The following is a 26,506-nucleotide window of genomic DNA, read 5'->3' as shown; positions in this document are numbered from 1 at the left end:
AATATTTCCCTTGAAGCCGGCTAGACAAATATAAAAGTTTCAATCATCAATCCGTGAATTTATTTTAAAGGATCAAAGAATACCATTTTTATACGTTGGCTCAAGATTATAAACTTAATACGTGAAAAATTTTAGAGAAAAAAGTAAAAAAAGAAACTTTCAACGACTGCTGAAATTAGTACAAAATAAAAAAGTACACTTTCAAAAAGTGTACTTTCTTTGGGTGAATGATGGGTCTCGAACCCACGACCTTCGGAACCACAATCCGACGCTCTAACCAACTGAGCTACAATCACCGTTTTCTGAGTGCAAATATAGGACAATTTCCTCAACTACCAAACAATTCCATCAAAATTTTTCAAAGAAATTAATCTTTCAGACGTAAAGCCCTCAGCATAAGCAACTCCCGATAACCGCCCTAAATCCTGTGCCCGGTAGGTTAAGCTTTCATAAAAGTCTTTTGTGGTAATGGGAGTCTCAGGTTCTTTAGAAGTTGGGTCATAAAACTGAGTTTTGTACGCCATACAAGCTTCCAGTTTTTTAGGCAGGTATTCTGAAATGTCAATAACAAATTCCGGTTTAATATCTTTCCACTGAATATAATGAAAAATATGTTTTGGCCTCCACACTTCCTGAGATTCGCCTTCCAGTACGGTTTCAATTTTTCTCAGTCCGGACAAAAAGCACGCATCTGACACTAATTTCGCTCCTTTTGCGTGATCCGGGTGTCTATCATCAATTGCATTAGCCAAGACGATTTCTGGCCTGTATTTGCGGATCATTTTTACAATCCTCATTTGATATTCTTCGGAATTTACCAAAAATCCATCTTTCATTCCAAGATTCTCTCTTGCGGAAAGCCCCAAGATTTTGGCTGCATCTGCTGCTTCAGTCTTTCTGGTTTCATCTGTACCTCTTGTTCCAAGCTCTCCCCTGGTAAGATCTACAACAACGCATTTTTTTCCTTCAGAAACCATTTTAGCAATAGTTCCGCCACATCCAAGTTCTACATCGTCAGGATGCGCTCCAAAAGCAAGTATATCAGTTTTCATAAAATCAAAGATAAGTTTAAAATAAAAACTTCCCAAACATTACGAATGGGAAGTTTTAATATCTATAATTTAAATTTTAAATTACTTGTTGATTTCTGCATTTAATTTTACAGCATCCTGATAAGTAGGGTCTAGCTGTAAAGATTTAGCTACATAATCTTTTGCTTTTGCCATATCAGAATCTTTACTCATATATGCTACTGCAAAGTAAGCGTAAGCAAGGGTCTGTTTGTTAGCTTCCTGATCAGCAGGTTTTACTGTGCTGATGAATTTCTCATAAGCCAATTTTGCTGCTTCATTGTTTCCTGCCTGCTGGTAAGAATATCCCTGGCTGTAATAAGCCGGAGCCCAATCAGGAAGAAGTGCTGACATTTTTTGCCATGTAAGAATTGCTCCATTCCAGTTTTTAACATCCTGATAAGCTGTTGCTAACTTAAATAATGAATCAGAATCCTGGCTGTTGGCAGCAACTTTCTGTTTCAATGCTTCAATTTCAGGATTAGTAGGTCCTTTGTCAGCTTCTGCCTGAGAAGCTCCACCACCACCTGCGATGTTTGCTAATTCAAGATCCCACTTCATTGTTTCATCCTTAGCAGCTTTTGCAATACCTACTTTTTGCTGAGCTTCAGCCATTAAAGCAGATTTTTTAGCAGCATCTTTTTCATCTTTTGCTAAACCAGCAGCAATAAGTCCCTGTAAACCTTGGTCTGCAGGCAATACTCTTGTTTTCTCTGCCTGAGAAACGAAAGTATCCATATTTTGCTTGGCGTCTGCATAATTTCTATCTGCATATGCATTATAAGCTCTCAATTTGAATTTGATAGGATCATCAATTTTATCAAAAATCTTATCTAATACCATTTTAGAGTTTGCATAATCTTCATTGGTGAAGTATAATTTAGCAATTTCTAACTGGGTATATGGATCTTCGTCAGCATATTTTGTATAGTTGATAAGGTCTTGAGTAGCCTTTGCATTTTGCTGGTATCTGATATCGTAACCAGCCAATGCTTTGTACGCAGGAGCGTATGTAGGATCTACAGCAATTGCTTTATCAACGCTTTCTTTCGCTTTTTGCCACACTTGAGCAGCCATCCATAAAGTAGCCATTCTCGTGTAAACTGAAGCTTTATTTTTTGCTACAGGTAACGCCTTGTCGTAAGCAGACATTGCTTCTCCTGGAGATCTTTTCAATCTGTAAGCGTCTCCTAATGTATAATAATAATGTGCAGGAACTCCTTTTTTCTCAGCTTTCTCGATAGCTTTAGTCAAAAACTGAATAGCAAGATCAGGTGAACTGTTTTTCTCGAATAGAGTTAAAGCTTCTGCTGCTCTGAAAAGAACTTCAGCATCTTTTTCTCTTGAATCAGTAACTACTTTCTGAATTTCAGCAATGGCATTTTTATCACCTTTACCCAATTTAACAGCAGCTAAACCAATTTTGTTCAGATAGCTTTTACCATCAGCCGCTAAGCCTTTATTGAAATTTTCAGTTGCTTTAGCGTAATCTGGCTCTCCTTGTCTTAAGAAAGTATTTCCTAAATAGAAGTAGTTATCAGCTGTGGGCTCTTTAGCGATCATTTCAGTGAAGTTTGTTTTTGCCTGCGCAAATTTATCACTGTCTATACTGTTGATACCATCCTGCAATGTCTGTGCAGAGGCAAAACCGGTAAAAAATACCACGGCTGCTCCAAAAGCAATCTTCTTTACATTCATATTCATTATATCTTTCATTTTATATTTTCAAATAATTGAGTTTTATTCTACACAATTTTCAGACCAAATCAAAATTTTTAATGAGGATAAATTGTGAATTTAATATTTTTTAACGCATCTGCACTTCTCTCTTATAAATATTATAAGGTTGCAACCCTTCTTTCTGTACAATTTTTTGACCTAAATGGGTACATGAAAATCTTATAAATCCATTGGCAATATTAAAATTACCCTCGTTAATCAGGAAATAAAGCACTCTTGTAAACGGATATTTCATTGTACGAAGTCCTTCAAAATCCGCATTGTATAATTTTCCTTTCTCAACCACAGGAAGAATCTTCACCATCTCTCTCAATTTTTCAGACGTTTTATCATAAGGACGGCTAAAAGTATTCAATCCAATAACGCCTATTTTATCGGGATATTTTCCTAACTCCTCTATAATCTTCTGATTTCCCGGAATAATGGAAAATTTCATGTCTTTTGGCTGTTTTTTTAATTTCTCAGCAACAAAATTCAGGTTACTGGAGTTCGTTCCATCAAAAATAAATTCCTTTTTATCAGACATCAACCCGCTATTGATTTCTTCTATTGAAATACTTTCTTTCGGAGAATCTTTAGGAACAACAAAAACTACTGCATCTGCAGCAAATTTAGCAGGAAGAAACTTTAAATCTGTTCTTTCCTCATATGTTTTTATTTCTTCAGGATTAAGATTTCTGGACATTACTACCACTTTAGCACTTCCTTTCAAAAGATCAAGAAGTCCTAAATCTTCTTTCTTGGTTTCTACTTTGATGTGTGTCTCAGGATAGTTGATCATATAGCCGTCAGCTAATGCTTCTGTAACGCTTTGAAAAGATTCGTCAGTAAAAATTGTAAGATCACCTTTGTGATAAGAAGGAGTGTTTTTCTCCTTTTTGCAGCTTGCAAGCATCATAGTCAATACAAAAATTACTGCAAGCTTGAAACTATTCTTCATTTCTCGATTTTTTAATTCTTGAGATCGCCCTGTAAATTCTAAAAATACCATAAATAATAAGCACCACTCCCAATGCATAAGCAACAGCTGGCTCTAAAATAGTAAAGAAGAATTTGTAGACAATCACTACAATTCCTAAAACGATATAAAACAATCCCGTAACCAGGGATAACCAATTGAACATCATGTAACAAAAATACCAAAAAAAATAAAAAGAGAAGCATAAGCCTCTCTTTTTATTTATATTTTGAATAAATAAGTCTTATTCAAAGTTCATAGTAAATGGTACGCTATAGTAAGATCTAACGCTCTCCCCGTTTCTTTTCGCAGGAGTCCATTTTTTAAGTTTCTTAACTACACGCATCGCTTCACTGTTGAAGTCGCCGTTTGGAGATTTCTCTTCAATCGTTACATTCGAAACAGTACCGTCTTTTTCTACAACGAACTTAAGCTTCGCTTTAAGTGTTCCTTCACCTCCTTCCATCAAAGAAGTATCAAAGTTATCACCCAAGAACTTTCTCAATGCTCCCATACCTCCAGGATATTCTGCAGACTGGTCAACATCTTTATAGATCTCGTTAGGGTTGTTCGCTTTCACTTCTACTGTACTAGCTTTAGTACCTGTAGATGGTGGCGGCGGTGGTGGTGTATAAGCCGGAGCTTTTACCCCCTCCTGATTCTGTAAACCAGTTGTAGTTTCCAACTGCTTAGAAATCGGTGGTGGTGGAGTTTCAATTTTCGGAGCTTTTACAGGCTCAGGAACTACGTTCTGAATTACCTCAATTTTCTCCTCTTCTTTTGGAGGTGGTGGTGGTGGAGGTGGTTCTTCTTCTTTAGGCTGCTCGATAATCGGATCTTCTTCGATAATATCTACAAGATCTGCCTTCACTTCCTGCTTAGGCGGAGCTGTAAGATTTTTAATCGTAAGATAGATGAACGGAGACAAAGCTGCCAAAAGGAATAATGCTGTTCCGATAATAAAAGACTTTGTTAAAAGTCTCGGATACTGATGTCTAAGATCATAGGCACCATATTCCTTGTTTCTATTTTCAAATACGATCTCGTCTAAAGTAAGATTCTGACCGTATACATTTTCATCTGCCATAGATTAGATATAACAATTTTATGGTTAAATTACTTTGTAGCAGCAGCCGGTGCAGCAGCACCTCCTACTTTTTTCTCATAAATAGCTTTCTCCCAAGGTTTGATATCAGTAACCCCGTACTGCTCACTTTTGGTAATTGCCATTTCATCAAGAATATCAACAAAGTTCTTATATACAGCATCGTCAGTTGGCTTAATGATCACGGTAAATTTCGTTTGATCTGCAGCTCTAGATTTTGCCTGCTGAATTACTTTTCTAATTCCTTCTCTGTCAAGAGTAGTTTCCATAAGAGTTTGGTCATTCAAGGATGTAGCATCCTGCTGGTGCCAGAAAACTCTATTATTTTTTCCTAATAAGATAGAAATTGAGTTAGAAAGTTTAATTTCTGTTGGAGGTGGTTTTTTTGTTTCATCTTTCGGTTTAGCCGGAAGACCCAAATCCATAACGTTCGGTTTACTGAACGTAGTTGTGAACATAAAGAAGGTAATCAATAGAAAACCCAAGTCCACCATCGGAGTCATATCGACTCTGGTGTTTTGCTTCTTGGAACGGACCTTGCCGCCCTTGCCGCCTTTTTCTTGTACTTGTACTTCTGCCATTTCTATCGATATTATTCGTTAGGTTTACCTTCTTGTGATGTAATCAACCAAAATTTAAGAAAATCAATATCTCTTAAACCCTCAAATAGACTTTTAACTTTAGGATATTCTGTTGTAACGTCACCTTTAATCGCCAACTTGTAGTCAGGGTTAACGCTCAAACTTTCTTTTACCCAATCAATTAATTGCTTATTTGTACTGTCCATAGGAATACCTGTAGGACTCTTATAATTTTTCTGCTCATCTGCAGGCAGATCCAAATACCCTTTAAGTTGGTTCATTGGAACTCCAATTGCCTGAATTTTCTGGAAAGCAGCTTTTTGGTTGTTGTCAAAAGTAATCCCATACTTTTGTCCCATTTTATCCAAAAGAGCAAGTCTTTCTGATGCATTTTCTACTGGCTGGAAATAGAATTTTCCGTCCGGAGTAGCGTTGATAGTCATTAAACTAGCATCAGGAAGCAATTTTTCCGAAATTGAAGATGGCGGTTTGATCTGCTCCACGTCAGGTTTTTTAAACTGAGTGGTCAAGATAAAGAACGTAAGAAGTAGGAACGCAACGTCACACATTGCGGTCATGTCCGTTACTACTCCATGTCTTTTAGGTTTGACTCTCGCCATTATTATAAAATATTTTTAATTAAACTTCTTTTAATTGCTAATGCAAATATCTTGCTAATTCTTAGTTGAATTCAGCGAAAGACTGTTGGATACTCATAGAGATCTCGTCGATCTTGTAAGTTAATCCATCAATTTTAGATGTAAAGAAGTTATAAAGGATAATAGCGATTGCTGAAGTACCAATACCTAATGCCGTGTTAATCAAGGCTTCAGAGATACCTGTAGATAGAGCAGCAGCATCTGGAGTACCACCTCCTGAACCTAATGCAAAGAACGCTTTGATCATCCCGATTACTGTTCCAAGTAGTGCGATTAGGGTTGCAACTGTACCTAGAGTAGAAAGGATCATCATGTTTTTCTCAAGCATTGGCATCTCAAGAGTAGTAGCTTCTTCGATAGCTTTGTTAAGTGCTACCATTTTCTGCTCTTTATTTAATGTAGTATCGTGAGAAAGTGCTTTATAAGTAGTAAGACCTTCTTTTACTACGTTACCAACAGAACCTTGTTGTCTGTCACACTCTTCGATAGCTTCGTCGATTTTGTTTTGGTTTAGTAAGCTTCTTACCTGTACAACAAAGTTGTCTAAGTTTCCTTTTCCAGCTGCTTTACCAAGAACGAAATATCTTTCAAAAGAGAAAACGATTACAGTAATCATGAAAGTAATCAAGATTGGTACGATAACCCCTCCTTTGTAGATAATACCTAAAAACGATTCTGGGTGAATGTCTTTTCCTTCAACACTTGAAAAAGCTACAGAACCACTTCCTAGTTTTTCTGCATCCTTAAAGTTTCCTGGGCTACCAAGAACGAATAAATAAATACATACTCCTATAGCAAATAGAATAGGAATAATAACAGCTGGATTTAAACCTCCTGCCTTTCTAGCAACTACTTGCTCATCATTTTTTGAAACATTCATTTCCATATTTAACTAAATTATATTGTTTTAAAATTTTACAGGGTGTAAATTAAAGGCAAAATTAATTAAAATGCAAGAGTCTTAATTAAACATTTTGCTTTTTTTTGATAAAGAAATTTTAATACGATTTCGAAATAATAATTATTTTAAATTATTTTATTTATTTTTTCCAAATTTAACATTTGAATTAAAAAATCATAAAAATAAGACACCCATTTTTTTTAATTTCCCAATGTTAATTTTTTTTTAAATTACGATATTCACAATACGGTGAGGGACTACAATGATTTTTTTAGGGGATTTACCCTCCAAAATCTGTTGCATTTTCTCGTTAGAAATCACCAAATCTTCTACTTCCTTGGCAGATAATTGAGCGGAAAGTGAAATTTTGAACTTCATTTTACCATTTACGCTTACCGGATACTCAATTTCGTCTTCAACCAGATAATCCTCATTCAATGCCGGGAATCTTTCAAATTCTATCGATGTACCATGTCCTAATAAACTCCACAATTCTTCACAGATGTGAGGAGCATACGGAGAAATGATAACGGCAAGCGGTTCTAAAATATTGCGCTTGTTGCATTTTATTTTCTGAAGCTCGTTTACAGCAATCATAAAGGATGACACTGAAGTATTGAAAGAGAAGTTTTCAATATCGTATACTACCTTCTTTATTAAGGTATGTAAAACTTTGTATTCCGCTTTTGTAGGTTCTTCGTCTGAAACTTCAAATACGTCTCCGTTGAAATACAGGTTCCAGAATTTTTTAAGGAAACCATATACTCCGCTTAATCCTTGAGTATTCCAAGGCTTGGATTGTTCTAACGGTCCTAAGAACATTTCATATAATCTTAATCCGTCTGCTCCGTACTCTTCACAGATATCGTCAGGATTGACTACGTTATATTTTGACTTGGACATTTTTTCTACTTCACGGTCTGTGATGTATTTTCCGTCTTCCAGAATAAATTCTGCATCTGCATAATCCGGTCTCCATGCTTTGAAGGCTTCTGTATCCAATTCGTCAGAAGTTCCTTTTAATAAGGATACGTCTACGTGAATCTGCTGAGTCTGGTAATCTTTAGCTAAATTTTTAGACACATATTGATTTGTGCCGTCAATTCTGTATACAAATGCACTCATTCCTAAGATCATCCCCTGATTGATCAGTTTCTGGAATGGTTCATCATGGCTGATATATCCTCTGTCTTTTAAGAACATGTTCCAGAAACGGGAATACAATAAGTGACCGGTTGCATGTTCGCTTCCTCCTATATATAGGTCTACCTGTCCCCAATAATCTGCTAACTCTTTTTTAACAAAAGTTTCTTCATCATTCGGATCCATGTATCTAAGGAAATACCATGAGCTTCCTGCCCAACCTGGCATTGTAGATAATTCTAACGGGAAAATAGTTTTGTCATCAATAAGATCTGTAGCTACTACTTTCTGGTTAGCTTCATCCCATGCAAATTCTTTTGCATTTCCCAATGGTGGATCTCCATCTTCTGTAGGTAAGTATTTTTCAACTTCAGGAAGTTCCAAAGGTAAAGCGGAAGTTGGCAACGTGTAAGGCATTCCATCCTTATAATATATAGGAACTGGTTCTCCCCAATAACGCTGTCTTGAGAAAATAGCATCACGCTGTCTGTAGTTTGTTGTTCCATGACCGATTCCTTTCGTTTCGATCTCGGAAATCATTTTTGCTTTCGCTTCATTATAATGTAATCCGTCTAAGAAATCAGAGTTTACACAAACGGAATCTTTGGAATCAAAGGATTTTTCCTGAACATCTTCTTCCGTTTCTACCACTTTCTTGATTTCAAGATTAAATTTCTTAGCAAATCTGTGGTCACGCTCATCGTGTGCCGGAACTGCCATTACTGCTCCTGTTCCATATCCCATCAACACATAGTCGGAAATATAGATCGGCATTTTTTCATTGCTGAAAGGATTGATTGCATAACTTCCTGTGAAAGCTCCGCTCACGTTTTTCACGTCAGACATTCTGTCTCTCTCCGTTTTCTTGGATGTTTCTTCAATATAAGTATCTACTTCTACTTTTTGAGCATCTGTCGTAATTGTTTCCACTAAAGGGTTTTCCGGGGCCAATACCATAAAGGTTGCTCCAAAGATCGTGTCAGGTCTTGTTGTAAATACTTCAACAGTCTCGTCATGTCCTTCTACTTTGAACTGAACCTGTGCTCCCTGAGATTTCCCAATCCAGTATTCCTGGGAATCTTTCAACGGCTGCGGCCAGTCTAAGGTATTTAATCCCTGTAATAATCTTTCAGAATATGCGGAAATTCTCATACTCCACTGCATCATTTTCTTCTGGAAAACCGGGAATCCTCCTCTTTCGGATTTTCCATCCTTTACTTCATCGTTGGCCAATACAGTTCCTAATGCAGGGCACCAGTTTACAGTGGTTTCTGCTCTGTAAGCAAGACGATAGTTTAAAAGGATGTCTTCTTTATCAATATCGGAAGCATTCTTCCATTCTTCTGCAGTGAAATTTAATTCGTCGTTCTGATTGGCATTTAATCCTTCTGTTCCTTTTTCTTCAAAATGCTGAATTAAAGAATCAATAGGCTCCGCCTTATCTGTATTTTTATTATACCAGGAATGATACAACTGGATAAAAATCCATTGTGTCCATTTATAATAAGAAGCGTCTGAAGTTCTTACTTCTCTGGTCCAGTCGAATGAGAAACCGATTTTTCTCAGCTGCTCTTCATATCTGTTGATATTTTGTTCTGTAGTAATAGCCGGGTGCTGCCCTGTCTGAATAGCATATTGTTCAGCAGGAAGTCCAAAGCTGTCATATCCTACCGGGTGGAGTACATTAAACCCCTGATGTCTTTTGTATCTCGCATAGATATCCGATGCAATATATCCCAGCGGGTGACCTACGTGAAGTCCTGCTCCTGATGGGTACGGAAACATATCGAGTACATAAAACTTAGGTTTGTCTGTGTTATTAGAGGTTTTATAGGTTTGATTTTCCTCCCAGTATTTCTGCCACTTTTTTTCTATCTGCTGATGATCGTAAAACACTTGATATATATGTTATATGTTAGACTGATTATTTTTTCTTTTTGTCAAGATTCACAAAATTAATGATTTTAAAGTAAATAGAAATTGAAATTATGATGAATTACAAATTCTACCTCAACAAAAAAATCCCATCCGGAGATGAGATCTGTTTTATATCCTGAAGTATATACTATTATTGAGTAACTCTCTTGAAGGTATATGTTCTTGTCTGAAATATAGTAGGATCCTGAGTCTCCTCTCTTACCGCAAGATTGAGCGTTGTTGCATCCAAAGTAATCACCTTTGCATTCTGCGGCTCTACGATTCCCTGAATTTTCATCTGAACGTCCTTCCCTTCCTTATTATAAGTATAATTGAATTTTATATCTGAAAGAATAGCACACTGACCAGGGGTAGCAGTATCTCCCCAGTTCGTTTTCCCTCCCTTAGAATCAACGCTGAACCACCATCTTGTCTTTTTCTGACAGTCTGTATAAGTAATCGTGTTAGAAACCGGGTCTTCACCAACTTCTACAGTGGTAACTACTTCTTTTAACGGTTGCCATGTCCCAACAAGAGGAGCTTCCAGAACAGTATCATTGTCACTATTACAGCCTGTAGCTGCAGCAAACAAAGATAAACCTGCAAATAGTAATGCTAATTTCTTCATAGATCAATTTTTTCAAGCGCTAAAATTATAATTTTTTTGATTTATATTACTATTTTTTATGAAAAATTATTTCATCGACGATTATTTATATATATTTAAAAATAGGGACACCCCATTTTCCCTTTATTTAACAAATAATGAATACATGAGCATCGTTCATTCTATTAAAAAAGTTATTTTTGCAGGAAACAAAATACAAATGCAGGATATTACGAGAAACAATTTTGATTTTATACGTGTTCTCCTTGCCTTTATTGTCTTTCTGGGACATCTTGGCACACTCAGCGCTTCTCCTGACCTCAGGATTTTTGAGCATAGCCCTATAGAAATTGCTGTTTTCGGCTTTTTTGCAGTGAGCGGATTTCTTATTGCAAGGAGCTATGAAAGGTCTTCAAGCCTGAAAAGCTATTTAAAAAAGAGAATCAAAAGAATTGTTCCCGCCTACTTATTGGTTATTTTTTTATGCGCAATTTTATTAAGCCTGGTAAGTACCTATTCCTTCACTGAATATTTCAGCAATACACAAGTTTATAAATACCTATTTTGGAATTCATTATTTTTAAATTTTAAGGCACCCTGGCTTCCCGGAGTTTTTGGGAATCAAGCAGTGAATGGAGCCCTATGGACACTGAAAATAGAAATGTGCTACTATTTTGCGGTTCCTCTGTTGTTTTTGCTTTTCGGGAAAAATAATAAGTACAGAAATGTAAGTTTGGTTATTCTATACTTCTTATCACTTATTTATCTCAATTATTTTGAATCTTTAAATAAAATTTCGATTGCCAAACAGCTCCCTGGAACATTATCCTATTTTATCCCTGGAATGTTGATTTACTTTAATTTCGATAAATTTATCCAGCATAAAAATATCATTTTCATTATTGCATTCGTTACTGTGTGGATTGACTTATTTTTAAAAGTTCAGCTTTTTTCTCCAATGATGATCGGAGTTATCGTAATGTATGTTGCCTATTCATTCAAATTCTTAAATAATTTTGGAAAATATGGTGATTTCACCTATGGAATCTACATTTTCCACTTCCCTATTATCAGGACTTTCCAGACTTTAGGATTGTTTGAAGATTACAATCCATTTGTAATGGCTTTGGTATGTATGTTGGTGGTAATTGCAGTAGGTATAAGCTCCTGGCATCTTTATGAAAAAAGATTTTTATAATTTAGCAGTTTAAAAAACATAAATGAAAGATCTTGTCTCCATCATTACTCCCTGTTATAATTCTGCAGAATTTATCGAGGAAACCATACAGTCTGTTCTTAACCAAACCTATGAAAATTGGGAGTGGCTCATTACTGACGACCTTTCCAAAGATAATACCGTTGAGATCATCCGAAAATATAATGATCCCAGAATAAAACTGCAGGTACTGGAGAAAAACGGAGGCGCAGGAAATGCAAGAAACAACAGCCTGGAAAGAGCACAGGGAAGATATATTGCCTTTCTGGATTCCGATGATTACTGGTATCCCGAATATCTGGAAATGATGACGGATTATATGCAGGAGCACAAAGCAGAACTTGTTTATTGTAATTATTCAAGATGCGATGAACAGCTTCAGCCTATACTTAAAGATTTCTTGGCGGATAAAGTGGTTACATTCTCCAATCTGCTGAAAACATGTCGTCTGGCACCGGTTTCTACAATGTATGACACTCAAAGAGTCGGCAAGTTTTTATTCCCTGTAAAAAGTAAACGCGAAGATCATGTGATGTGGCTGAATCTTTTAAAAGTAATTCCGGAAGGGATTCCTGTAAAAAAGACACTGGCCAAATACAGGATGCGTGAAAACAGCGTTTCAAGAAATAAAAAAAACATCATTAAAGATCAATATCTTGTTTATAAAGATTTCATGGGATTCTCCACAGTAAAATCGTTGTATTATACGGCTAACTGGGCATTAAACGGATTTCTGAAATATTCGAAAATTTTCAATTAATGGAGTATTCAAAAGAGTTCAAAGCCGCTCTGAGTGCTTTTTCCGGAACGGAGAAGGACAAACTTATTTTCAGACTCCTGAGAAAGGATAAATTATTATCTAAAAAACTCTACTTCGAACTGATTGATCCGGAAACCACGGATGATAAAAGAAACGCGATGGAAGAACATGTGAAGGAACAGATGCTCTTGGCCTCAAAGTATGTGGGAAATGCTAAATATTTCCTGTCTACTGTTCGAAAAATAAGTGCTGAAATCACGGAACATGTAAAAATAACGACCGATAAATTCGGAGAGGTTTCCCTGAATCTTCTTCTCGTGAATAAGGTATTGGAAAATAATGGTGATCTCAGCAGACAAAGGTTTGATAATGTTTACAAGCTTTATATTTACACCATCAACAAAATTTTCAAGTCATTAATTCTTGTAAAAAAACTGGATGAAGATTACTGGATGGAAATTGATGAATACCTTCATGATACCCTGAATAAAGTTTTAGAAAATCATTATCTCCAGAAGCTATGCATCAATAATGGTCTTGACTTCAACTGGTTTGAATGTGACAGAATTCCGGATAATATCGATCAGATTATGAAAGACATTAAAAGCCAGGGATTTTTACGATAGGATTTTCTGAAGAATCATTCTGGTAGAATCAGGTTTTCCGTCTACGAATTTTTCTGCATTTTGAGACATTTCAGTAAGTTCTTCTCTGTTATCCTCATTCGTAAGAAATAAAACAAATTCTGAAGCTGCATATTCGTCAGGGAAAGACTTTCCGCCATTGGCCGAGATCAGGTCATCCGCTTCCGGATTCTTTTTGTAATGATTTCCAAAGATCACAGGAACACCAAAAGTAGCGGCTTCCAGAATATTGTGAAGTCCCGCATCATGAAATCCTCCTCCTACAACAGCTACATCTGCATAAGAATATAATTTTGATAATAAACCAATGCTGTCTATAATCAGAGTTGGAGTATTGAAAGTTGAAGGCCGGGTATTTTGTATTTCACTATACAATAAGGCATCCGGGAATATATTTTTCAAATGCTCTACTCTTTTCAGATCGTGGGGGGCAATAATAAGTTTTACCGTATTATTTTTACGGGAAACTACTTCTGCTATTTTCTCTTCTGCCTGCCATGAACTTCCAAAAACAACAGCTTTACTTTCCCCTTTGAAATCTGCAATGAAATCTACATGATTATTTCTTTCTCGCAGCTGTTTTACTCTGTCAAATCTTGTATCTCCCGTTACGGAAGACTTCATTAATCCAACGCTTTTCGCCAAGGCCAAGGAAAACTGAGTCTGGTGAAAAAACCAGTCTACATTTTTCTGAAGCTGCTTCACAAACCATTTTCCATAGGAAGTAAAAAAAGATTGTCTTTCATAAAACAGTGCAGAAATGACATAAATCTCTGTCCCTTTATTTTTCAGTTCTGCAAGGAGGTTATACCAATAATCATATTTAACCGTAAAAAATAGTTCAGTATTAAATTGGTCTGTAAATTCTCTTACAATACTTTTTTTATCGAAAGGCAAATAACAAATAACGTCTGCAATATGTTTTTTCTTAACCACATTTTCATATCCTGATGGAGAAAAGAAGGTCACGAGTATTTTGTGTTGAGGAAAATTCTCTTTCAATTTCTCCAGAACAGGTAATCCCTGTTCATATTCGCCCAGGCTTGCAGCATGCATCCAAATTACCTGATCTGTTTTTGAAAATGCAGACTTTACTTTATTCAAAGACTGACTTCTTCCTTCAACGCCTTTTTTAGTTTTATCATTAATCAAGGCAAAAACCTTCATACCGAAGGTAAGAAGACTGATAAATATATTGTATAAAAAAGCCATTTTACTTATTCTTTAATTTCAATTCTGTCGTGATCCGTGGGAGGATTTGATATGACTAAAAATTCAATTTCTTCATTTGATTCATTGGAGATAAAATGCTTTGCTCCCGGCTCAATGGATATAGATTCACCCTGCCCAACCAGGAATTTTTCTTCATTGATATAGAATACTGCTTCACCTTTCAGAATATAGAAAAACTGTTCTGCCACTTTATGAAAGTGTAGTTTTTCTGAAGTTCCTGCAGGCATTTTCTCCTGCTTTACGGATAAGCTTCGGGTATTTTTAAGAATCCAGCTGTCACATTGGCTTCCCCAGATATAATGTTCTGAATTATCTTTAGAATGTATCATTTGAATAGATGGGCAATAAAAAGTAATGCAGGAGTAAATAACACGACAGATAAAAAGATGGTTGCGAATGTAATTCTCGGTTTAGCCTGATCATCTACGGCATATCTGAACATATAGTCCTGAATATTCATAAAAATAACCGCTAAAAACAAAAAAAGAATTCTCAGGCCAATCTTCATAATTAAAAACTGAGCATTCATATTCTGAGCCGTAATTTCTACCGGGAAATTAGTGTCTTCGGGATGTCTCAAGCCATACACGAACAGAGCATATAATCCCAGAGCCAATACAGGCATCAGAAAAGCATACCTTTTACCTCCAAATCCATCCGCTTTTCCTTCCATATCAAAATGTACAGGAATTCTCTCTGGCAATGTATTAAAGTTTTTCAGGGTAAACCACCATAGAAAAACGACTAATCCAAAATTAAAAATATCAAAAATTGTAAAAAGAATATTTTCCATTTCAGACGAGATTGAATCGAGATTGAATTAGGATTAGATTACACTTTTCAGTACTCTCAGTTTATGAGTATGCTTATTCATTTCTTTGTTGAAAATCCCAGTGGAATCCAGTGTGTCTATTCTTACCTTTCCGGAAGCATGGATGATCTTTTGATTTTCCAGCATAATTCCAACATGAATAATTTTCCCTTCTGCATTTTCAAAGAATGCAAGATCTCCGGGCTGTGTTTCTTCAACGAAAGTAAGCGGCTCCCCTACCTCAGCCTGTTGTGATGCATCTCTGGGTATTTTTATATTATGAATTTTGTAAACCAATTGGGTAAATCCGGAGCAGTCTACTGCGAAGAAGCTTTTACCTCCCCAAAGATAAGGTACATTCAGGAACTCTTTTGCTGTCAGAGCGATACTTTCACGCACATCATGGCTTCTTCTTGAAGCTACCACCGGAAACTCCACTTCGGAACCCATAGAAAGTAACGTTTTACCATCATTCATTAGTACGGAAGAAAAATCTTCGGTAACGACAGTCACTTTTCTTTTGGCCAGCTCTTCGTCTGTTATAGGCTTCAGCTGCTTGGTATCCATCCATCCTTCATAGCCATCATAATGCATTTTTATTTTGGTCCAGTTTTTATCTACTTCCAAAATATCTGCACTTTCTCCAAACAATATTTCCGTAACAATTTCAGCTCTGTCAGAATTTTCTGCACGAACCGGCGCTACTGTAACAATACAAACTCCTTTATTCATTAATTTTCAATTTAAAGATTGAATGATTTAAAGATTAAAAATACGATATATCTCTCTTTAAATGTTTAATCCTTGAATATTTCAGTTACTTTCTGCGAAGAAAGTTGACTCCATCTCGCAAAGGTAAAATAAGATTTTCAAAATCTTCGTCTTTTGCCGCCAAATCATTTAATTCCTGGATAGATTGGGTAGATTTCAGCTTCGGATTTTCTTCCAATACTTTTCCATACCACAAGACATTATCAAAAAGGATCACTGTTCCGGATTTTGTATGCGGTTTAATCAGTCTGAAATATTCAGCATAGTTTTCTTTATCGGCATCTACAAAAATCAGATCAAAAAATTCATCTGTTTCTTTTAAATATTCCTTGGCATCCTGGAGTTTAAAATCAATCTGGCTGGCATATTCGCTGGATTCAAAATATTTTTTAGGAAGATAGGCAAGATCTTCATTCACATCCAATGTTGTAATTTTCCCGTTCTTCGCCAGTCCTGCTGCCAGACATAAGGTAGCGTATCCTGTGAATGTTCCTATTTCAAGAATACTTTTCGGCTGCATCATCTGGGAAATAATCGTCAGCAATCTTCCCTGCTGATATCCGGAAATCATATGAGGCTGTGTGGTTTTCTGATATGTCTCTCTCCTCAGCTTTTTCAGAATTTCGGATTCCGAAGAAGCGTGTGCCTCCAAATATCTGTCCATTTCAGGATTCTTTTCTTCAAAAAAACTCATACCATTTTAATTTAAACAAATTTAATGATTTTAAAGCTTTCCCAAACCTTCTTTTGTTCATTATAAAATACAAAAAAGAGAGAAATTAATTCCTCTCTTTTTCTTAGCCATCTACATTCTACGTAAAAATTATTATATGGCTATACAATATTGTCTTATCCCAGCACAAACCCATCCCGGGCAACACTTTGTTTGTAGACTCGTACAAAATATCTGTGGATTACACCCGTTAATAGCACCTTGCACAGTTTTCATTTCTCCTCTTGAAAGTTTTTTTAAATTTTTCATAATGATTTTAGTTTAGTATTAACCTTCCTACTCTTTAGATTTTCGGATACCTCTTTAATATTTCCTTTAATGGAGATTTAAATATACATATTCTTTTATTAATCAACTAATTATATACACAAAAACTACACGTTTAATAAATAAAAATATAAACTTCAGTGAAATCCCTATATAAAATACCGTGAAAACACGGATGTTATTTTTGTGGTATTAGTTATAAGTTTGCAATAAGAATAAGGGGTAAAAACACTAAGAGAAAACAAGATGATTGCAGGAGAGACACAAACTAACCATGAGAATCACAAAAAAGTTGTACTGAAAAGTAGAACTGATGCTTCTGCAGCAAAAAGTAAGAAAGAAATATCCACTTCATTTTTGCAACGAATTATTTCGCTCCTGAAAAAGGAAGAATTAATTTGATTAAAAAATAAATCCCGGCCACCTACGGGATTTATTTTTGCTTTATACTCACATATTCCCTCTCAGGTTATTTCAGATTAAAACCTTATCCATTTCCTTCATCATCATTTTTCTCAACATCATTCAACAGAACTTCATTAAGTTCATTTCTACAATTCATTCTCAAAAGTCATATTGTAAGCCACAATATATCAGCTTGAAATATCCATGAATAGCCGATATTATTCAAAATCCTGATTCGTATCTCAGTTCACAAGTCAAAATCCTCATAAAATATAGGAAAAACACCTGTATTTGACCGCTCATATGCCTCTACCTTTGATATAAGTTTTCCAACCATGAAACATTCAAATAATGGAGGCACCCGAAAATCCTAAAAAAGAGTAGGGATATTTTAAAAACAACTACATGAAAACAAAGACTTTATTATTAATCGGAGCGATAGTGGGACTTGTGATGATATTTTCCCAGCTAAAACCTCAGGAAATGTCTTTTTATAAAGAAAAAGGCAATTATATTGTAGACCATAATTACATCCTGAAAGATGTGAAAAAAATTTCTGACGAAGACATGAAAAGTTTGTTAAGTCTTCAGAAACTTCATCAGAACAGTTTGGGTACCAATTTCATTATTTATAAAATCAACAGACAGTATGTAATCCGCGGATGCTTAATGAAAGCTAATATCGACTGGAAAAAGTATGGAGACCTAAGAGAAAAAGTGGACGGTATCCTGAAAAAATATGGAGCTAAAGAATTAGGAAAAGATTATTATGCTATTCAAAACAACCAGGTTGCAACCAATGCAGCTTTGCTAAGCCAGAAAGACATCGCCTCTCTAAGTAGATTAACCGTTAAAGGAGCAGAAGAATACACAATTTGTCCACCAACGATGGGTAGAAGAAATCTTACCAATGTGATTATAAAATCTTACAAAGTTAATACAGCCATTGATCCAAGAATCAATGTAAAGCTGAACAGCGTATTGATGAATTACAAATAACCTCAAAAGGCTGTTTTTAGTCCGAAGACAGCCTTTTCTTAAATCTTTTGTCATGAAAAGAAAGCTTCAGTTATCCGGAATTTTTATGATCCTGCTTCTGGTTTTCACCATTGGCCTGAAAGGAACATTTGATGGATATTATGGTTTTTATTATGAAAATAAAGACTATAAAAAACCGCTGTTATATACTATTTCCGAAGACATTGCCCAATCAAAACCCGTCAATATATTTACTTCTTACACTGGTTTTGATACAGGATATGGTTTCTACGCACCCAATGTTGCCAGTGACTTTGTCATGAGCTTTGAATTAAAAGATCAAAATGGTAATATCCTTGAACAGAAAAACCTGCCTTATTTTAAGAACAAAGAGAGCAGAGTAAGATATACAACTGTTTTTAACATGTTTCTTGATAAAATTTCCGACAAAAATAAATACGACAAAAAATATTATCAGTACCTGGATATCATTATCAGACAGATCGCAGCCCACGTAATGAAAGAAAATCCGTTAGCATCCAGTGTAACGACAAAGCTTTATCTGTACAACTACACTGCTATTGCAGATTTCAAAAAAGGAAAAACGAGTGAAAATCTTATTCTTATTGATGAATTCAAATACTAAAGTGATGAAAAATCTGAATGCATTCTATACTAAAATTGAAAATTTCTTTTTCAGACAAGATAATCAAACGGAATTCTTAAGCTTCTTTCGGATTGCCATAGGAATTGTAATTCTTTTACAATTTGCTGCAGTGTTGCCGGATTTTGAAAAATTATTTTCAAGCAACAGTATTATTCCTCAGGACATTATGAGTGTTTTTACTCCAGACTGGTTGATAACCTTCTCAAAAATAGTAAGCTTTTTACAAACTCTCGGGATTGAAGAAAGTGCAACAATGGCAATAACCAAGGTATCGTTTATTACACTGTGTATTTTGATCATCACCGGATTTTATTCAAGAATCTCTGCATTATTGTTGCTTATTTTACAGATAGCATTACTTAAGGGAAGTTCTTTTTTTGCCTATGGTGCAGATTTTTTCACAAGCATGTCTTTATTTTATCTGATTCTTTTTCCTGCTGACCAACACTTTTCACTGAGAAATTTTACTTTCGGCAGAAAACCTGGGCATAGTAATATTACTCCAGTTAAAAGATTATTTCAGGTTCATATTTCTATTGCTTATTTCTTTTCCGGACTGGATAAAGCTTTAGGATTCAACTGGTGGAACGGTGAATCTATCTGGAAAGCTATTCATCTCCCCTACTCCAACAGAGACCTGAATATTGATTTCAGCTGGCTGATAGAACACTCTTATCTGATAAGTTTGATTGGATGGAGTACCATTATTATTGAGATATGTTATCCTTTTTTTATCTGGTATAAACCCACACAGAAAACATGGCTTTTCTTTACCATCTCCATGCATATAGGAATTGCACTGGTTTTGAATTTATATTATTTTTCAGCGATTATGATCGTCTGGAATATTACCAATTTTTATTTTGAACAGTCTGATAAAAAGACAGTCACTTCTTCAAAGAAAAAAATATCAGCAGAGTATATTCCCAAACAGGTTGGTTCATAAAAAAATAAATCCCGAATTGCTTCGGGATTTATGATGATATAAGGTTTAATCATTATTTCTTAGGAGCGATATCCATCAGTTTCATAAACTCATCAAGTTTAGGCATAATGATGATTTCCGTTCTTCTGTTTTCTGATCTTCCTGAAACGCTCATGTTAGTCGCTTTCGGGTTGTATTCAGAACGTCCACCAGCAGTAATTCTTGCCGGATCTACTCCAAACTGAGTCTGAAGAACTTTAGCAACTGAAGTACCTCTTAATGCAGAAAGATCCCAGTTGTCTCTTGGAAGATTTGGAGAGTTCAACGGAGCGTTATCCGTGTTACCTTCGATCAATACAGAGTATTTATCGTAATCGTTGATTACTTTTGCTACTTTACCCAACACTTCCTGAGCGGCAGGCAGGATGTTGTAATCTCCTGTTTTGTATAGCATTTTATCAGAAAGGGAGATCATTACTACTCCTTTCAATACTTTTACCTGTACATCTTCATCAGATACATTATCCAAAGATCTCTTCAGTTTATTAGACAATGCCAGGTTCAAACTGTCATTTTTAGCATTACTGGAGATCAATTGCTTGATATAAGAATTGGACGCATTGATTTCGCCTACCAGTTTGTCAATGTTAGCAGAACTTTTTCCAGTATTGGACAGACACGCATCAAGTGATGATTTTAATGCATCGTGCTGGCTTTTCAACAAGTTGTTTTCACCCGCCAATGCAGAATTCTGAGATTTCAAATCCTGAATTTCTCTTTGTCTTTCTCCGATATTTTCAATACACTGCTTATAGTTTGTGCTCAAAGCATCATACTGCTTTTTGCTGACACAAGATGTCATCCCCAGCGCCATTGCAGAAACTGCTAAAATTTTTAAAATCTTCATAAATAATCATTTTTAGACTACTCAAAGTTAGGAAAATTCAATTGAATTATATCGGTTATCTTTGCATAAAAGAAATTCTCAACATCTATGTTGGATCAATCAGCCTTCACCAATCAATTAAAAAATCTCGTTCACGAACCGGAAAACCACACCTATCTTCTGGCGGTAAGCGGAGGAGCAGACTCTATGGTTCTCGCCTCTCTTTTCAAGGATTTAGGGCAGAAAATTCAGGATTCCAGGTTCCGGTTTCAGGTAGCTCATATCAATTATAAACTTCGTGGTAATGATTCGGATCTGGATCAGAAAACAGTGCAGGATTTTTGTGAGAAAAATCATATAAAATTTCATTTGTATGAAGTTTCAGAAAAAGATCAGAAACCCGAAAACTCTATTCAGCTATGGGCAAGAGAGCTTCGATACGCCTTTTTTAAAGAAATTCAGGAAAAAGAAAAACTGGAATTTCTCGTTACCGCCCACCATCTTAACGATCAGCTGGAAACGTTCATTATTAATCTGTCCAAAGCTGCCGGCATTAATGGATTGAGTGGAATTCCAGCAAATGATAATAACATCCTTCGTCCCCTTTTAAATGTTTCAAAAAAAGAAATTTACCAATTTGCTGAACAGAATACTATTGAATTTCGGGAAGATCTTTCTAATAAAAAAAGTGATTATCTGAGGAATAAGATCAGGAATGAGATTGTTCCGGTGCTGATGGAAACCAACGATCATTTTCTGGAAAATTTCAGAAAAAGTTCTTTATATCTGAATCAGACTAAAGATTTTGTTCAGAAACAGATTCAGGAGATAGAAAATCAGCTTACAGTATTTAACCAAAACTATAAAATCTTATCAAAGGAAAAGCTGGATCAGGAAAGTGATTTCGTAAAATTTGAAATCTTAAAAAAATTCGGATTCAATCAGGAGGAAGAAATCCCCAAAATTTTTAAAGCTGAAAACAACAGTTCTTTCTTTTCAAAAGAATATCAGTTGATTGTCAACCGTGATGAACTTATTTTCATTGATAAAAATGAAGAAAAGGGAACTCCGGAAGAAATAGTACTGATCAAAAACTTTGATTTTTCTCAAAACCTGATCAGAATCAATCTCGTAGATGATATTGAAAACAATGAAGAAATCCAAAAAGAATTTGAATGGGATTTCGATGCTGAAAAGCTTCAGTTTCCCCTCCTATTGAGAAAACAACAGGATGGAGATGAATTTTTTCCGACAGGGTTTTCAGGGAAAAAGAAAGTTTCTAAATTTTTTAGGGACGAAAAATTATCTGCTTTGATCAAGGAAAAGATCTGGTTATTGTGTGACTCCAAAAACCATATTTTGGGTGTCATCCCTCTCAGACAGGATCGCAGGTATCAGGCAGACAGAACTACTCAAAAAAAGATAACTGTAACGTGGACAGAAAAACAACTAATTCGTTAGCTGTTGATGATTTTAAGAAAGACAGCAATATAGCTTTTGGAATTTTATACCAACAGTATTTTGGTTATACTCAGAAATTTATTCTGAACAATAAAGGTAATCTGGAAGATGCAGAAGATATTTTCCAGGATGCATTACTCATTCTTTACGAAAAACTCAATGCTGATGACTTCAAAGTCCAAACCTGTCTGGGAAATTATATTATCGGAATTGTAAAAAACCTGTGGTTTAAAAAACTAAAAAACAGAAACTTTTATGTTGAGTCTCCTGAAAACTATTTCATGGAACATCAGGAGGAAATAAGTACTGCCATTGAAAATGAAAGGTATTACTGGGAAAAACTGGTTGGTTATATCAAATCGATTTCTTCCCATTGTCAGAATCTCATCCATGACATTTTTATTGAAAACAAAAGTATTGAAGAAATTCAGGATAAATACCAGTATTCCAGCAAACATAATGCTCAGAATCAAAAATACAAATGTGTAGAGCAGATCAAAAAAATTAAAAATAAAAATATTTTTACGACTGAAAAACAGATAGTTATATAAAATATTTTTATTTAAGGGTGATTTTTTTATGGATCAGGGAACATAATAAGAAAAGAAATATATGTTCAAAAAAATCGTATTGAGTCTTCTTATATTAGTAGGAATTTCATTTAACGCACAAAGCGCAGGTATCAATTTTCAAAAAATTGATTTAGAAGCCGCGAAAAAAATCGCATCAAAAGAGAATAAACTGATCTTCATTGATCTGTTCACCACCTGGTGCGGACCTTGTAAGCTGATGGCAAAAAACACCTTTACTGATCCGAGAATCGGAGAGATGTTCAACAAAAATTTTGTAAACCTTGCCATTGATGCAGAAAAAGAAGGTCTAAGCCTTGCCAAAGAATTTAAAGTGGTAAACTATCCTTCCTTTTTATTCCTGGATCCAAAAGGGAAACTGGTTCAATATGATTTCGGATACTATAATCCTGAACAGTTTCTGGAAGTTGGAGCATCTGTCCTGAAAAAAAAGATGTCTCAATCCGGCAAAACGTTAGATCAGGTAAAAGGAAAAATGATAGGTGATAAAATTGATAATTTCAATGCGAAAGATCATTTGGGTAATACATTTTCATTATCAAAGGAAAACAAAAAACTGGTAATTGTTTTTATCCGGGGGCAATGGTGTCCGTATTGTAACAAATACATTGAAACATTACAAAATCTGACCCCTGAGCTGAAATCAAAAAACGCGAGACTTGTTATTATTTCTCCCGAAAAACCGGAATTTATAGAAAAGACGATCAGCAAAACAAAGACAGAGTATACGGTTTTATATGACGAAGGATATAAAATTGCAGAAGCATTCGATGTTCTCTATACTCCAGACAGTGAAACCCTTAATTTCTACAACTCAAAATTAAAGGAGGATTTTGCCAACAGCAGATCAGATAATTCCGGAAGGCTTCCTGTATCGGCAACCTTCATCCTTAATGAAGGGAAAGAAATTACATGGAGACATTTTGATCCGGACTATAAAAACAGAGCATCTGTAGAAGATATTTTAAAAAATCTGAATTGATTTTCTCGGAGAGTTTTTGTCATGGCAAAAGAACCTCATCATAATACCAAGTTGGCAAAATTGAAAAAATCTATAATCATTTTGAATCATAAAATAAGTAACACTTCTATTGCGATTAGGGCAGAAGACAAAATATTTTAGGGATCACGCTTAAAAAAAGAAAGTTTCTAAATTTTTTAGGGACGAAAAATTATCTATTTTAGCGAGGCAAAAAATCTGGACACAGACTCATTAGGAATAATGCTGTATTTGACAGCCTTCCTTCCAGGTAAGTCAGAAGATTTGCAAAGAATGAGAAAACGAAATGGAGTCTCAAAACTTTAATGAAATGAACAATGAAATTTAGAAATTGGTTTTTATTAATTCTACTATTTTTAGCGACAGGAATTAATGCGCAGATAAAAAATCCTGTAAAGTTTAAATTCACCATCAACGATCTGGGGAACAATCAATACGAAGCAGTATTGAATGCTACCATGGAAAACGGCTGGCATATTTACTCTAAAGATCTACCGGAAGACACCGGAATTCCGACGGAGTATAAAGTGACAGGAAAGAATATTGAGTTGATCGGAAAATTTACCGAAGTTGGTAAAAAACATGAAGAGTTTTCTGAAGCGTTTGGAGGAACAATTGTTTTCTACTCCAATTCTGCTGGATTTAAGCAAAAATTTAAATTAAAAGATCCAACAAAACCCGCAGATGTCACTTCTGAGATTACGTATCAGACCTGTGACGACAGAGTTTGTCTGGCTCCCAACACACTAGAATTCAACCAAAAAGTTACACCAAAAGGGGCAACGGAAGAGGCTACGACCGAGGAAACTGCAGGTCCTGCAAAAGACTCTGTAAAAATAACTGAGACGGTTACTGAAAATCCTGCAAAAACTGAAGCTACGATCACAGAAACTTCAAAACTAGATCCAAAGCAGTTGAAAATTGAAAGTATTGATTTCAAAAAACCACTGACGGATTGCGGTACTGCCTCTACCAAAGTGGATGAAAATTACTGGACGTATCTATTCCTTGGATTTATCGGAGGATTAATTGCTTTGCTTACGCCATGCGTTTTCCCGATGATTCCACTTACCGTTTCATTTTTTACGAAAGGAAGTAAAGACAAAGCAAAAGGAAAAAGAGATGCTCTTATTTATGGTTTTTTCATTCTTCTTATCTTCGTTTTACTGAGTATTCCTTTCCATATTATTGATGGAATCGCAGGAAATATCTTCAACGAGATTTCTACAAGTGTATGGTTGAATATTGCTTTCTTTATCATATTCATCTTCTTTGCCGGAAGTTTCTTCGGGTATTATGATATCACGCTGCCAAGTTCTATTGCCAACAAATCTTCCAAAGCAGAAGAGGCAGGAGGAATTATTGGTATTTTCTTTATGGCATTGACACTGGTGATCGTTTCTTTCTCATGTACGGGACCTATTTTAGGAAGTTTACTGGGAAGTGCGGTAACAGGTTCATCCAATGTTCCGATGCTGTTGACTTTTGCGTTGGCAGGATTCGGGCTGGCATGGGCTATTATTTTCGGATTGCTGGCATTATTCCCGCAGGCATTACAAAGTCTACCGAAATCCGGAGGATGGATGAATACGGTAAAAGTTGTTTTAGGATTCGTAGAACTGGCATTAGCATTGAAATTCTTGTCTAAAGCCGATCTTGTATCCAAAACATTCTTCTTAAAAAGAGAACTTTTCATTGCGATCTGGATTATTATCGCCTTAGGATTAGCAATCTATTTATTAGGATTGATCAGATTCCCTCATGATGATAAAAAGCCTAAAATCTCTATCACCAGAAAAATATTAGGGGTATTGGGAATTGGTTTCGTGATCTATCTGGTTCAAGGGTTAATCCCATCTGACCGTCCGAAACTTCAGTTATTAAGTGGAATTTTACCTCCACTCAATGTAAGCTATTTCCATGATGAAAAAGACGGAATTTTAGGAATGCATCCTGAACACGACTTCTTCAAAGCAATAGAACTGGCTAAAAAAGAAGACAAGCCTATATTGATCGACTTCACAGGATATGGATGTGAAAACTGTAGAAAAATGGAGGAGTTTGTATGGAGCGAACCAGACATTTTACCGATTCTTCAGAATGATGTAGTACTGGCTTCTCTCTATGTCGATGATAAGGAAGAGCTTCCTGAGGATCAGAAAACCAAAATTGACCTTGGAGACGGACAGATCAAGAAGGTAAAAACAATTGGAGACAGATGGAGTTTATTCCAGCAGGTGAACTTCAATAATAACTCTCAACCTCACTATGTTTTAATCACTCCGGACGGAAAAGTCATCAACACGCCTGTCTCAGGATATATGCCTAAAGAGGATTTCAAAAAATTCCTTGAATGCGGGGTCAATTTCTATAAAAAGAATAAATAAATTATTAACATATCATTCAAAAACTCACACTTTATCGTGTGAGTTTTTTTATTTCATGAATTAAATAAACAATAAAACACAAAACGTAGTC

27 protein-coding genes and 1 tRNA gene are annotated in these 26,506 nt (G+C 35.5%); 10 read left to right on the top strand and 18 right to left on the bottom strand.

What is annotated here, in order from left to right; all coding sequences use genetic code 11:
* Positions 1 to 221: 221 nt before the first annotated feature.
* The 11 genes from A1704_RS19835 to A1704_RS19785 all read right to left on the bottom strand — a co-directional run bounded on the left by A1704_RS19835 (position 222) and on the right by A1704_RS19785 (position 10,702).
* Positions 222 to 297 (bottom strand) — tRNA-His (locus A1704_RS19835).
* Between the two features lie 35 nt (positions 298 to 332).
* Entirely contained in the window at positions 333 to 1,052 is a 720-nt protein-coding gene (gene bshB1, locus A1704_RS19830; protein ID WP_062675760.1) for a bacillithiol biosynthesis deacetylase BshB1, read from the bottom strand.
* Between the two features lie 81 nt (positions 1,053 to 1,133).
* Entirely contained in the window at positions 1,134 to 2,786 is a 1,653-nt protein-coding gene (locus A1704_RS19825) for a tetratricopeptide repeat protein (protein ID WP_062675759.1), read from the bottom strand.
* A gap of 91 nt (positions 2,787 to 2,877) precedes the next feature.
* Positions 2,878 to 3,750: a PstS family phosphate ABC transporter substrate-binding protein gene (locus tag A1704_RS19820; protein WP_062675758.1), complete on the bottom strand. Its 873-nt coding sequence runs from the start codon at positions 3,748 to 3,750 to the stop codon at positions 2,878 to 2,880.
* On the bottom strand, positions 3,740 to 3,937 hold the full coding sequence (locus A1704_RS19815) for a DUF308 domain-containing protein (RefSeq protein WP_171006307.1): 198 nt from the start codon (positions 3,935 to 3,937) through the stop codon (positions 3,740 to 3,742). The genes A1704_RS19820 and A1704_RS19815 overlap by 11 nt, the downstream gene beginning before the upstream one ends.
* Before the next feature lie 75 nt (positions 3,938 to 4,012).
* Positions 4,013 to 4,855: an energy transducer TonB gene (locus A1704_RS19810; protein WP_062675757.1), complete on the bottom strand. Its 843-nt coding sequence runs from the start codon at positions 4,853 to 4,855 to the stop codon at positions 4,013 to 4,015.
* 29 nt (positions 4,856 to 4,884) lie between these two features.
* Positions 4,885 to 5,454, bottom strand: a complete 570-nt coding sequence (locus A1704_RS19805; protein ID WP_062675756.1) for a biopolymer transporter ExbD — start codon at positions 5,452 to 5,454, stop codon at positions 4,885 to 4,887.
* 11 nt (positions 5,455 to 5,465) lie between these two features.
* Positions 5,466 to 6,074, bottom strand: coding sequence for an ExbD/TolR family protein (locus A1704_RS19800; RefSeq protein ID WP_062675755.1), 609 nt, complete (start codon positions 6,072 to 6,074; stop codon positions 5,466 to 5,468).
* 61 nt (positions 6,075 to 6,135) lie between these two features.
* The gene (locus tag A1704_RS19795; protein ID WP_034693032.1) at positions 6,136 to 6,999 is read right to left on the bottom strand and encodes a MotA/TolQ/ExbB proton channel family protein; all 864 of its coding nucleotides are present in this window, start codon (positions 6,997 to 6,999) and stop codon (positions 6,136 to 6,138) included.
* Positions 7,000 to 7,239: 240 nt separating this feature from the next.
* On the bottom strand, positions 7,240 to 10,053 hold the full coding sequence (gene leuS, locus A1704_RS19790; RefSeq protein ID WP_062675754.1) for a leucine--tRNA ligase: 2,814 nt from the start codon (positions 10,051 to 10,053) through the stop codon (positions 7,240 to 7,242).
* A gap of 172 nt (positions 10,054 to 10,225) precedes the next feature.
* Positions 10,226 to 10,702, bottom strand: a complete 477-nt coding sequence (locus A1704_RS19785) for a lipocalin-like domain-containing protein (protein WP_062675753.1) — start codon at positions 10,700 to 10,702, stop codon at positions 10,226 to 10,228.
* 145 nt (positions 10,703 to 10,847) lie between these two features.
* Between A1704_RS19785 and A1704_RS19780 the strand changes: the two genes are divergently transcribed.
* From A1704_RS19780 to A1704_RS19770, 3 genes are read left to right on the top strand one after another with little or no spacing between them, the layout of a single operon-like run.
* The gene (locus tag A1704_RS19780) at positions 10,848 to 11,879 is read left to right on the top strand and encodes an acyltransferase family protein (RefSeq protein WP_062675752.1); all 1,032 of its coding nucleotides are present in this window, start codon (positions 10,848 to 10,850) and stop codon (positions 11,877 to 11,879) included.
* A 22-nt stretch (positions 11,880 to 11,901) separates the two neighbouring features.
* Entirely contained in the window at positions 11,902 to 12,657 is a 756-nt protein-coding gene (locus A1704_RS19775; protein ID WP_062675751.1) for a glycosyltransferase family 2 protein, read from the top strand.
* Positions 12,657 to 13,283, top strand: a complete 627-nt coding sequence (locus A1704_RS19770) for a hypothetical protein (RefSeq protein WP_062675750.1) — start codon at positions 12,657 to 12,659, stop codon at positions 13,281 to 13,283. The genes A1704_RS19775 and A1704_RS19770 overlap by 1 nt, the downstream gene beginning before the upstream one ends.
* Here A1704_RS19770 and A1704_RS19765 read toward each other — a convergent pair.
* The 6 genes from A1704_RS19765 to A1704_RS25130 form a co-directional block, all read right to left on the bottom strand.
* On the bottom strand, positions 13,275 to 14,513 hold the full coding sequence (locus tag A1704_RS19765; RefSeq protein WP_062675749.1) for a 3-deoxy-D-manno-octulosonic acid transferase: 1,239 nt from the start codon (positions 14,511 to 14,513) through the stop codon (positions 13,275 to 13,277). The two genes, A1704_RS19770 and A1704_RS19765, sit on opposite strands and share 9 nt — an antisense overlap.
* Before the next feature lie 5 nt (positions 14,514 to 14,518).
* Entirely contained in the window at positions 14,519 to 14,863 is a 345-nt protein-coding gene (locus A1704_RS19760) for a cupin domain-containing protein (RefSeq protein WP_062675748.1), read from the bottom strand.
* A complete protein-coding gene (locus A1704_RS19755) occupies positions 14,860 to 15,327 on the bottom strand; it encodes a DUF1648 domain-containing protein (RefSeq protein WP_062675747.1) in 468 nt (155 codons plus the stop codon). Before A1704_RS19755 ends, A1704_RS19760 begins: the two co-directional genes overlap by 4 nt.
* A gap of 33 nt (positions 15,328 to 15,360) precedes the next feature.
* Positions 15,361 to 16,077, bottom strand: a complete 717-nt coding sequence (locus A1704_RS19750) for a C40 family peptidase (RefSeq protein WP_062675746.1) — start codon at positions 16,075 to 16,077, stop codon at positions 15,361 to 15,363.
* An 85-nt stretch (positions 16,078 to 16,162) separates the two neighbouring features.
* Positions 16,163 to 16,810, bottom strand: coding sequence for an O-methyltransferase (locus A1704_RS19745; RefSeq protein ID WP_062675745.1), 648 nt, complete (start codon positions 16,808 to 16,810; stop codon positions 16,163 to 16,165).
* Between the two features lie 132 nt (positions 16,811 to 16,942).
* A complete protein-coding gene (locus A1704_RS25130) occupies positions 16,943 to 17,098 on the bottom strand; it encodes a CCPGW family putative bacteriocin (protein ID WP_409193480.1) in 156 nt (51 codons plus the stop codon).
* Positions 17,099 to 17,926: 828 nt separating this feature from the next.
* On the opposite strand from A1704_RS25130, the gene A1704_RS19740 reads away from it, so the two are divergent.
* From A1704_RS19740 to A1704_RS19730, 3 genes are read left to right on the top strand one after another with little or no spacing between them, the layout of a single operon-like run.
* Positions 17,927 to 18,520 (top strand): hypothetical protein, encoded by a 594-nt coding sequence (locus A1704_RS19740; protein ID WP_062675744.1) that lies wholly within the window; start codon positions 17,927 to 17,929, stop codon positions 18,518 to 18,520.
* A gap of 52 nt (positions 18,521 to 18,572) precedes the next feature.
* Complete coding sequence (locus A1704_RS19735; protein ID WP_062675743.1) at positions 18,573 to 19,145, top strand: hypothetical protein; 573 nt, start codon at positions 18,573 to 18,575, stop codon at positions 19,143 to 19,145.
* Positions 19,146 to 19,149: 4 nt separating this feature from the next.
* Positions 19,150 to 20,112: an HTTM domain-containing protein gene (locus A1704_RS19730; RefSeq protein WP_117753121.1), complete on the top strand. Its 963-nt coding sequence runs from the start codon at positions 19,150 to 19,152 to the stop codon at positions 20,110 to 20,112.
* Positions 20,113 to 20,164: 52 nt separating this feature from the next.
* On the opposite strand, the gene A1704_RS19725 is transcribed toward A1704_RS19730, so the two are convergent.
* On the bottom strand, positions 20,165 to 20,998 hold the full coding sequence (locus A1704_RS19725; protein WP_047435593.1) for an OmpA family protein: 834 nt from the start codon (positions 20,996 to 20,998) through the stop codon (positions 20,165 to 20,167).
* Between the two features lie 87 nt (positions 20,999 to 21,085).
* Between A1704_RS19725 and tilS the strand changes: the two genes are divergently transcribed.
* From tilS to A1704_RS19705, 4 genes are all read left to right on the top strand, one after another.
* Entirely contained in the window at positions 21,086 to 22,438 is a 1,353-nt protein-coding gene (tilS, locus tag A1704_RS19720; RefSeq protein ID WP_062675742.1) for a tRNA lysidine(34) synthetase TilS, read from the top strand.
* Entirely contained in the window at positions 22,411 to 22,989 is a 579-nt protein-coding gene (locus tag A1704_RS19715) for an RNA polymerase sigma factor (protein ID WP_062675741.1), read from the top strand. Before tilS ends, A1704_RS19715 begins: the two co-directional genes overlap by 28 nt.
* 61 nt (positions 22,990 to 23,050) lie before the next feature.
* The gene (locus tag A1704_RS19710) at positions 23,051 to 24,010 is read left to right on the top strand and encodes a redoxin domain-containing protein (RefSeq protein ID WP_062675740.1); all 960 of its coding nucleotides are present in this window, start codon (positions 23,051 to 23,053) and stop codon (positions 24,008 to 24,010) included.
* A 335-nt stretch (positions 24,011 to 24,345) separates the two neighbouring features.
* Positions 24,346 to 26,415 (top strand): protein-disulfide reductase DsbD family protein, encoded by a 2,070-nt coding sequence (locus tag A1704_RS19705; protein WP_062675739.1) that lies wholly within the window; start codon positions 24,346 to 24,348, stop codon positions 26,413 to 26,415.
* Positions 26,416 to 26,506: the final 91 nt, after the last annotated feature.

The sequence above is a fragment of the Chryseobacterium cucumeris genome (assembly GCF_001593385.1).
In the GTDB taxonomy this organism is placed as follows: domain Bacteria; phylum Bacteroidota; class Bacteroidia; order Flavobacteriales; family Weeksellaceae; genus Chryseobacterium; species Chryseobacterium cucumeris.
The sequence above is the reverse complement of the archived record's forward strand: the minus strand, read 5'-3'. Positions and strand labels throughout refer to the sequence as shown.

Excerpts from the sequence above, each read along its gene's own strand:
- A1704_RS19705 (WP_062675739.1), top strand. The coding sequence starts at position 24,346 with ATGAAATTTAGAAATTGGTTTTTATTAATTCTACTATTTTTAGCGACA.
- A1704_RS19765 (WP_062675749.1), bottom strand. The coding sequence starts at position 14,513 with ATGGCTTTTTTATACAATATATTTATCAGTCTTCTTACCTTCGGTATG.
- A1704_RS19750 (WP_062675746.1), bottom strand. The coding sequence starts at position 16,077 with ATGAATAAAGGAGTTTGTATTGTTACAGTAGCGCCGGTTCGTGCAGAA.
- bshB1 (WP_062675760.1), bottom strand. The coding sequence starts at position 1,052 with ATGAAAACTGATATACTTGCTTTTGGAGCGCATCCTGACGATGTAGAA.
- A1704_RS19745 (WP_062675745.1), bottom strand. The coding sequence starts at position 16,810 with ATGAGTTTTTTTGAAGAAAAGAATCCTGAAATGGACAGATATTTGGAG.
- A1704_RS19730 (WP_117753121.1), top strand. The coding sequence starts at position 19,150 with ATGAAAAATCTGAATGCATTCTATACTAAAATTGAAAATTTCTTTTTC.
- A1704_RS19780 (WP_062675752.1), top strand. The coding sequence starts at position 10,848 with ATGAGCATCGTTCATTCTATTAAAAAAGTTATTTTTGCAGGAAACAAA.
- A1704_RS19810 (WP_062675757.1), bottom strand. The coding sequence starts at position 4,855 with ATGGCAGATGAAAATGTATACGGTCAGAATCTTACTTTAGACGAGATC.
- A1704_RS19800 (WP_062675755.1), bottom strand. The coding sequence starts at position 6,074 with ATGGCGAGAGTCAAACCTAAAAGACATGGAGTAGTAACGGACATGACC.
- A1704_RS19710 (WP_062675740.1), top strand. The coding sequence starts at position 23,051 with ATGTTCAAAAAAATCGTATTGAGTCTTCTTATATTAGTAGGAATTTCA.
- A1704_RS19770 (WP_062675750.1), top strand. The coding sequence starts at position 12,657 with ATGGAGTATTCAAAAGAGTTCAAAGCCGCTCTGAGTGCTTTTTCCGGA.
- A1704_RS19775 (WP_062675751.1), top strand. The coding sequence starts at position 11,902 with ATGAAAGATCTTGTCTCCATCATTACTCCCTGTTATAATTCTGCAGAA.
- A1704_RS19755 (WP_062675747.1), bottom strand. The coding sequence starts at position 15,327 with ATGGAAAATATTCTTTTTACAATTTTTGATATTTTTAATTTTGGATTA.
- A1704_RS19815 (WP_171006307.1), bottom strand. The coding sequence starts at position 3,937 with ATGATGTTCAATTGGTTATCCCTGGTTACGGGATTGTTTTATATCGTT.
- A1704_RS19795 (WP_034693032.1), bottom strand. The coding sequence starts at position 6,999 with ATGGAAATGAATGTTTCAAAAAATGATGAGCAAGTAGTTGCTAGAAAG.
- A1704_RS19740 (WP_062675744.1), top strand. The coding sequence starts at position 17,927 with ATGAAAACAAAGACTTTATTATTAATCGGAGCGATAGTGGGACTTGTG.
- A1704_RS19725 (WP_047435593.1), bottom strand. The coding sequence starts at position 20,998 with ATGAAGATTTTAAAAATTTTAGCAGTTTCTGCAATGGCGCTGGGGATG.
- tilS (WP_062675742.1), top strand. The coding sequence starts at position 21,086 with ATGTTGGATCAATCAGCCTTCACCAATCAATTAAAAAATCTCGTTCAC.
- A1704_RS19805 (WP_062675756.1), bottom strand. The coding sequence starts at position 5,454 with ATGGCAGAAGTACAAGTACAAGAAAAAGGCGGCAAGGGCGGCAAGGTC.
- A1704_RS19825 (WP_062675759.1), bottom strand. The coding sequence starts at position 2,786 with ATGAAAGATATAATGAATATGAATGTAAAGAAGATTGCTTTTGGAGCA.
- A1704_RS25130 (WP_409193480.1), bottom strand. The coding sequence starts at position 17,098 with ATGAAAAATTTAAAAAAACTTTCAAGAGGAGAAATGAAAACTGTGCAA.
- A1704_RS19735 (WP_062675743.1), top strand. The coding sequence starts at position 18,573 with ATGAAAAGAAAGCTTCAGTTATCCGGAATTTTTATGATCCTGCTTCTG.
- A1704_RS19760 (WP_062675748.1), bottom strand. The coding sequence starts at position 14,863 with ATGATACATTCTAAAGATAATTCAGAACATTATATCTGGGGAAGCCAA.
- A1704_RS19785 (WP_062675753.1), bottom strand. The coding sequence starts at position 10,702 with ATGAAGAAATTAGCATTACTATTTGCAGGTTTATCTTTGTTTGCTGCA.
- A1704_RS19820 (WP_062675758.1), bottom strand. The coding sequence starts at position 3,750 with ATGAAGAATAGTTTCAAGCTTGCAGTAATTTTTGTATTGACTATGATG.